Annotated in this window: 7 protein-coding genes and 1 pseudogene; 1 reads left to right on the top strand and 7 read right to left on the bottom strand. The window is 49.8% G+C overall.

What is annotated here, in order from left to right; genetic code table 11:
• Both VGA08_00600 and VGA08_00595 read right to left on the bottom strand, forming a co-directional pair.
• Window positions 1-134: nucleoside-diphosphate kinase (locus VGA08_00600; GenBank protein ID HEX9679105.1), on the bottom strand; the 134-nt coding region annotated here is incomplete at its 3' end.
• A 7-nt stretch (window positions 135-141) separates the two neighbouring features.
• Window positions 142-921 (bottom strand): undecaprenyl-diphosphate phosphatase, encoded by a 780-nt coding sequence (locus VGA08_00595; GenBank protein ID HEX9679104.1) that lies wholly within the window; start codon window positions 919-921, stop codon window positions 142-144.
• Between the two features lie 208 nt (window positions 922-1129).
• Here VGA08_00595 and xerA point away from each other — a divergent pair.
• A pseudogene (gene xerA, locus VGA08_00590) lies at window positions 1130-2020 on the top strand (site-specific tyrosine recombinase/integron integrase).
• Here the strand turns inward: xerA and VGA08_00585 are convergent.
• From VGA08_00585 to VGA08_00565, 5 genes are read right to left on the bottom strand one after another with little or no spacing between them, the layout of a single operon-like run.
• Window positions 2010-3482, bottom strand: a complete 1473-nt coding sequence (locus VGA08_00585; GenBank protein HEX9679103.1) for a hypothetical protein — start codon at window positions 3480-3482, stop codon at window positions 2010-2012. The pseudogene xerA and the gene VGA08_00585 overlap by 11 nt on opposite strands.
• A 4-nt stretch (window positions 3483-3486) precedes the next feature.
• Window positions 3487-4104 carry a prepilin-type N-terminal cleavage/methylation domain-containing protein gene (locus VGA08_00580; GenBank protein ID HEX9679102.1) on the bottom strand — a complete coding sequence of 206 codons (618 nt, stop codon included), beginning with the start codon at window positions 4102-4104 and terminating at the stop codon, window positions 3487-3489.
• Window position 4105: 1 nt separating this feature from the next.
• Window positions 4106-4603 carry a hypothetical protein gene (locus tag VGA08_00575; protein ID HEX9679101.1) on the bottom strand — a complete coding sequence of 166 codons (498 nt, stop codon included), beginning with the start codon at window positions 4601-4603 and terminating at the stop codon, window positions 4106-4108.
• Entirely contained in the window at window positions 4603-5391 is a 789-nt protein-coding gene (locus VGA08_00570) for a prepilin-type N-terminal cleavage/methylation domain-containing protein (GenBank protein HEX9679100.1), read from the bottom strand. The genes VGA08_00575 and VGA08_00570 overlap by 1 nt, the downstream gene beginning before the upstream one ends.
• Window positions 5392-5445: 54 nt before the next feature.
• The gene (locus tag VGA08_00565) at window positions 5446-6237 is read right to left on the bottom strand and encodes a prepilin peptidase (GenBank protein ID HEX9679099.1); all 792 of its coding nucleotides are present in this window, start codon (window positions 6235-6237) and stop codon (window positions 5446-5448) included.
• Window positions 6238-6422: the final 185 nt, after the last annotated feature.

Here is a 6422-nt window from a genome sequence, read left to right as displayed (position 1 = left end):
TAATGTTCCTTGTCGGGATAAACCATTTTTAGACCAACTATTCTCAAACCGGTCCGTTCAAACCGAGTAATAATTTCGCCGATGATGCCCCGTTTGACTGCATCTGGTTTAAAAACAACTAAGGTTTTTTCCATCGAATCCTCATAATATCGCCGTTAATAATACCACTAAGCCTAGGCCTAACCGATAATAACCAAAGCTTTTCAGGCCGTTTCGTTCCAAGTACCTAAGAGTAAAGCCAATGGCTAAAATTCCGGAAAAAAAGGCTACGACCGTACCGATAATAACCGCGCCGGCATCACTATGCCATAGGCTGAGGGTCTCCTGCTTGAACAACGACCTAACAATAGCACCGGCAATTACTGGGATGGCCAGCAAAAAACTGTACTCGGCCGCATCTTTATATGACAGCCGGCTGGCCCGGCCAGCTAGCATGGTCGCACCCGCGCGAGAAGTACCAGGCAGTAAGGCCAAGGCTTGGGCTAAACCGATAAAAACCGCCGATTTAATACCCAGCGAGCTAAGCGGCCGACTCGATAGTTTAAATCTATCAATCAGTACCATGAGCGCGCCGATTGAAACCAGCATCATCCCTACCGAACCGCTGCTCCTCACCGATTCTGAGTCAAACCAATCGGTAAAAAGCCCGCCAATTAGAACAACTGGCAAGGTTGAAATAGCTAAATTTCTAACCAACCGCCAGTCGCCTTTAACCAGTCGCCTCCAAATGTCGGCTAACTTCGGCCAAAAATAGATAACTAACGCTAGCAGCGTACCGATATTAAGCAGCACATCGAACGCAAAGGAACTCTCGACGTCGGTCAGCCTATCAATTAAAACTAAGTGGCCAGAACTGGAGACCGGTATAAATTCAGTCAGGCCCTGAACCAGGCCTAAAATCACGGCGTCAACTATACTCATTGGTTTAAGTATACAAAAAATAATCACCAAAAAAGGCGAATTCATTCCGTCTTTTTTGGCAGTAAATCCAGAGGGAAATCGCAAACCACCGGCTGGCGGTGAGCCTAAAGGGGAGAACATCTCCCCTTTAGAGCTGCACGCATGTGTCGCACAATATTGTTACAATATGCTCATGTATTTATCTGAAGCCATTTTGGAATTTCTGGAATATATGGAAATTGAGCAAAACCGCGCGCTCAAGACGATCGAGAACTATCATCACTACCTCGATCGATTGGTAGAGTTCGCCGACGATATTAAAATCAATAAAATCGATGAAGAGATAGTCAGAAAGTGGCGGCTGTGGCTTAACCGGTTAGTAGACGAACGAGGCCAACCGATCTCCAAAACCACCCAGAACTATCATCTAATCGCGCTGCGGAGTTTTCTTAAATTCGGACATAAACGCGACTGGGATGTCCTGGCGCCGGATAAGATCGAGCTGGCCCGGGTCAGCCGCAAGCAAGTTACCTTCCTCTCACCCACCGAGCTCAGCCGGCTGTTTGCCCAGCCCGATACCCAATCCGAGGCTGGCCTAAGGGACCGAGCTATACTGGAGTTGTTGTTTTCCTCCGGCCTGCGAGTATCAGAGCTGGTTAATTTAGACAAAGACCACATTAACCTAAGGCGACGCGAATTTATGGTTCGCGGCAAGGGCCAAAAAGACCGTCCAGTTTTTATCAGCCCGGAATCGGCCAAGTGGATTACCGATTATATCGGCGCGCGGACGGATAATATAAAGCCGTTATTCATCCGCTATAGCGGTAACCAGAATTTGTTAAATGACGGCAGTTATATGCGCTTGACCGCCCGCAGCGTTCAGCGGATGATTAGAAACTATTCTCGGCTGGCTGGTATTACCAAAAAAGTCACGCCCCATACGCTCCGGCACAGTTTTGCCACAGATCTTCTGATGAACGGCGCCGATCTTCGTAGCGTGCAGTCGATGCTAGGTCATAGCAATATTTCTACCACGCAAATCTACACCCACGTGACCGATCCGCACTTAAAGCAAGTCCATGAAAAATTTCACCGGCACTCCTCTGAGGCTAACAACTAATAGTTGAGCTTTTAGGAATAGCGAATCTTGAGGTGTAGACGGCATCAGTCAGACCGTTAGAGAATCTTATCGTTAGTGTTGCTGTATAACACCTGTCAGGTTGGGTATCGTCGTAGGTATGGTAAACCCACCCGCCTTGATAACATTCGTCATTACCAGGTGTATTGGGATTGCCTGCGCCAGTATAGTTGTAAGGCGCTGATCCATCTCCCCAGTTCCAGATGCATCCCGCAACAATGCTGTTCGGGTTATTCGAGGTGTTTACCAACCGCTTACCATAGTCGTTAGGTGGACCACCGGGTCCGTCACCGCCACTTGGACAATCCGCCGGGTTAACATCGCATTCGCCGAATTCAGCTACCCCATTAAGCCCGGGCCCAGCCCCATTCGTCGAACATCGTTGGTCAAAATCATCAACGTCATCGGTGATAAAGAAACGTTTACAAATTTCATCGGCGCTTAAGATCGCGTAATCCGGCAGTACGTCCTGCTCATCTAAATTAACCCTGACTTGAACACGGCGAAATACATCGCCCGCTTGGCCAGTAACATCGATTAAGGCCTGGGCGCTGGTAATAGCTACCGGATTGCCGCCGTTAAACAGCTGAACTTGGAAGTGGCTGGAGCGGTAAAGCGAGCGCAATCTGAGCACGTATGACCGGGCGTTACCACCGGTCGTGTCAAGCCCTGTAATGGTTATCGAGCAACGGTAAGTGCCTTGGGTAGCCGCTCCGCAAGTCACAAACCGTTTGGGGTCACTGTCCAAATCGTTTAGCGAGCGGGAATTGGTACCCGAGCTGGCAGTAGGCATAAAGAAACCAACGTGGTTATTGAACGCACCGATATTAAAACTGCCAGATTCGGGATAACTGACGACATGCGCCCGCATGAGCGCCGGATAGTTGGCGCTAAGCCAGGCCGCTTCGGTTGGCAAATCACCCGGACTACTGTTTATAAGGCTGCTCGAACCATCTCCGTCTGGCGGCGGAGCAGTCAAGTGCCAGTCGATTACGACGCGGTCAAAATTGGAATTAGACCGTAGCGGAACTTGAACGGAGTCCCAGGCATCCAAACTGTCCTCAAAGACCGATAAGTTAGTATCAATTAACTGGCAAATATACTCTGTTTCTAGTCCTGACTCGGTAATCAGCCGTTCTGGATTGGTCACGCCGGGTACTACCGCCGGATCGCAAACATTACCACGAAGATCACTTGTAGAATAAGCGGGATTGTTCAACCATTCGGTGAGAGCGATTTTAGCGTCTTCGACACCCGATTCCGCGGCAAAAAACGCCCGTTTGGTCAAGTCGTCATCGGTTGATTGGCGGCGCTCGTTGATCGTCAGGCGGATAAAACCGGTGGTGATTATAGTCAGTAACAGAGCCAGGAATATAACCGTAATCAAGGCGACGGCGCCGCGGTCGTTGCCGGGGAATAATTTTGTCAATTTTGTTTGTTTCATGGTCTTACCTTATTGTAACGGTTGTGCTCAGATTGACAACATCACAGTACTGAGAGCCAGATACCTGGGCCGCGCCCTTGCAGCGCTTACCGGAATTGGTAATCAAGGTCGTATCACCGGTCGACAGCGTAAGATCAATTTTATAGGCGCTGGTACCAATTAACCAAGTAATGTTGAGTTCCTGGACTATCAAATCGTCCTCCAGGAAGCTCTCGGCCTCGGCCTGGCCAAAGGCGCTATTACAGCCGCTCGCGGTGTCAGATCGAACCAGCCAATTTTTCTTTATATCGCCAGCCGATGTAAATTCTTCACCAGTTGATCCGTCGCTCCAACCGTACCTGACGCCCGGCAGACAAAGACGGAAATTACCGCTGCAACCCTGCTGGTCGTCGACGTCACAAACCCGTACGCTGCCTGGATCCCCCGCCAAGCGCAGGGAACGAGCGATATCTTCGATCACTGCGCGGCCAGTTTCCTGAACACGTTTAACTGTAATTCCTTTATTGTACGACCGGTTAACCTGCACGAAGCCCGACACGGCAAAGACTAAAACGAAACCAAACAACGCTAGCGCCAATAGCAGCTCAACCAAAGTAAATCCGGTTTGGTTTGGCCGTATCATGTCAGTCGGCCACCCGTAGTATGGAAATCGAGCGCTGCTCGCCCTCGGAGCCGATGCCCTCCCAGCAGGCACGAGCGTAAAAATTAATAGCCGGACCAACGTCATAGGCCTCCAGCCAAACATTGAAGACGTCACTATAAGCGTCTTCACTGCCGTCAAATTGGCTGAAATTGATGCCAACCGGCATGAGGTTAGCGTCCGCGGGGTCGATATAAAACGGCCGCCCGGACGCCGTGCAGCTGTTAAGCGATGGTGAGCCGCTAGAAAGATGATTTTGCCTGATCTCCCCCCAGGCAGCAGAGTTAGCTGACTCGCCGATAGCTTTAACCAGCTCCAGCTGTTCGGAGGTTTGATTAGCGACGATGGTTCGCTCATTAGCCGCTTGGTTGACCCGCGTGGCCCGATTGGTCAAAGCAAAGGCCCCGGCCAGCACAACCGACAACACGACAGTAGCCAGCAGCACTTCCACGATTGTGTCGCCCTTTTGACTAGTCTTCATCAGTTAAATCCGCATCTGGTATTAGTACTGTCAAACCGGTCGGGATCAAAACCGATATCGAACGAATTTTCCGCGCTTGAGCCGCCAAACATAACTACTGCTCGTCGATTTTGGTCGTTATGGAAGCATAAGTTCAAGCTGACTTGGCTTGACATATAGCCGTTAGCGCTGGGATCAAACAGGGTGGCGTCGTCACTTGGGTTACCGTTTGTCAACCGGCTAAAACTTAGATTATCGCTATCATGGCCAACCAGAAAAATCCGGCCTGATTTGGGGCTTCTAACGATGGCAAAACCGTCGGCTGCCGTGTTGTTGGGGTTGTTTTTTGAAGCGTTCAAGAATCTGACGCCCCAATCCAAAGTGTAGGTTTCATTAGGACTGGCCGTGACCGCCTGGGGGCTAGAGGCAAACAAAATTGCCCGATCCGGATCCTGGCCGGATGGCAAGTTGTCAATGACCGTTTGGATTTCCTGTTCGCTTAATCGATCGCCGATAAGATCAAAAACCTGGATGCCGCCGCTACCTTCGGTAAAAACCAGATATTTGCCTAATAATACTTGGTCGCCCCCCGAACTCCTGCCATCCGAGGAGACGTTAACGCCGTTTAAGACGTTGTTAAATTGCTTTTGCATGAAAAAATCTAACGACCGGATTGAATCCGTAAACTGGACATTGGCGTTGCGGCCGCTAATACCGGCAAAGCCAATAACCAACACCAAGCCGCTAATGGCCAGAAACAACATTATCTCAACCAGAGTAAAGCCTTTTTGGTTTTTTACCCGAGACATTTCAGGGGTAATTATAACACAGCGCTTACGCTTTTAATTCGGTGTTATATAAGCCTAAACCAAACTCGGGACAAGAATCTCAAAATACCAGTCGACAAGTTCTTGGCCATAAAGCGTGGCGATTATGGTACCAAGAATCAGAAACGGCCCAAAGGGCACTGGCTGGGTCCGTTTGAGTTTCTTAAAAGCTAATAAAGGAATGACTACAGCACTTGCCGAGTAAAAGCTCAACGCCAGCCCGACGGCGATATGATCTAGCCCCAACCAGAGACCCATACTAAGGGCAAATTTAAGATCACCGCCACCCAGCCAACGACCGCCCGACCCATAATAAAGCGCGCCAAAAAACAACCAGGCAACCGCCGCTCCGCCGGCCGCTTCGGTAATTAGTGCCGGTTCGTTAAAGCCATTGATTAAAACGGCAGCGCTTGAGACGCCAATCAGTGTAAAGGTAAACTTATCCGGCAAAATCATCCACCTGAGGTCATAAACTGCCAAGCTAATCATTAGCAGCAATGCGACCAACCATGAAGCAAAATAGAGCTTTGCTTCGACGGTTATAAGTTCGTGCTGCCAGACGTGGTAGGATAAACCAAACAGACCGGCCGTTAGCAGTTCAACGGCGGGGTATTGAATGTGAATAGGCTTTTGGCAATACCGGCAGCGGCGCTTAAGCCAAACCCAGCTGATAACCGGTATCAGATCAAACCATGCCAACTGATGATGGCAGTGGGGGCACTTTGACCGGCCTTTGATAGCGCTCGTACCGTTTTTTGTCCGCCAAACCAGGACGTTTAAAAAGCTGCCAAATGCCAACCCGAGTAAAAATAAAGCGGCCACTATCATGTTCTATCCATTTTGACATAAAAATAGCCCGCTGCGGGCCGGGCTATTTTTATACTACCTATTGCTTGTTAACGGTTGTCCTGGCAGTACACTCCACCTGACTCCTGGAACATAACTACCGCAATACTTCTATCACCTGCGCCCGGATCAAGCGCGTCTTGCGGCGTAATACCGGTTGCCCTGCA

The organism is Candidatus Saccharimonadales bacterium, from assembly GCA_036397795.1.
In the GTDB taxonomy this organism is placed as follows: Bacteria; Patescibacteriota; Saccharimonadia; order Saccharimonadales; family DASWIF01; genus DASWIF01.
The sequence above is the reverse complement of the archived record's forward strand: the minus strand, read 5'-3'. Positions and strand labels throughout refer to the sequence as shown.

What these genes read in the sequence shown, in the direction of transcription:
- VGA08_00580 (HEX9679102.1), bottom strand. Translation starts at nt 4,104, where the DNA reads ATGATACGGCCAAACCAAACCGGATTTACTTTGGTTGAGCTGCTATTG.
- VGA08_00595 (HEX9679104.1), bottom strand. Translation starts at nt 921, where the DNA reads ATGAGTATAGTTGACGCCGTGATTTTAGGCCTGGTTCAGGGCCTGACT.
- VGA08_00585 (HEX9679103.1), bottom strand. Translation starts at nt 3,482, where the DNA reads ATGAAACAAACAAAATTGACAAAATTATTCCCCGGCAACGACCGCGGC.
- VGA08_00570 (HEX9679100.1), bottom strand. Translation starts at nt 5,391, where the DNA reads ATGTCTCGGGTAAAAAACCAAAAAGGCTTTACTCTGGTTGAGATAATG.
- VGA08_00565 (HEX9679099.1), bottom strand. Translation starts at nt 6,237, where the DNA reads ATGATAGTGGCCGCTTTATTTTTACTCGGGTTGGCATTTGGCAGCTTT.
- VGA08_00575 (HEX9679101.1), bottom strand. Translation starts at nt 4,603, where the DNA reads ATGAAGACTAGTCAAAAGGGCGACACAATCGTGGAAGTGCTGCTGGCT.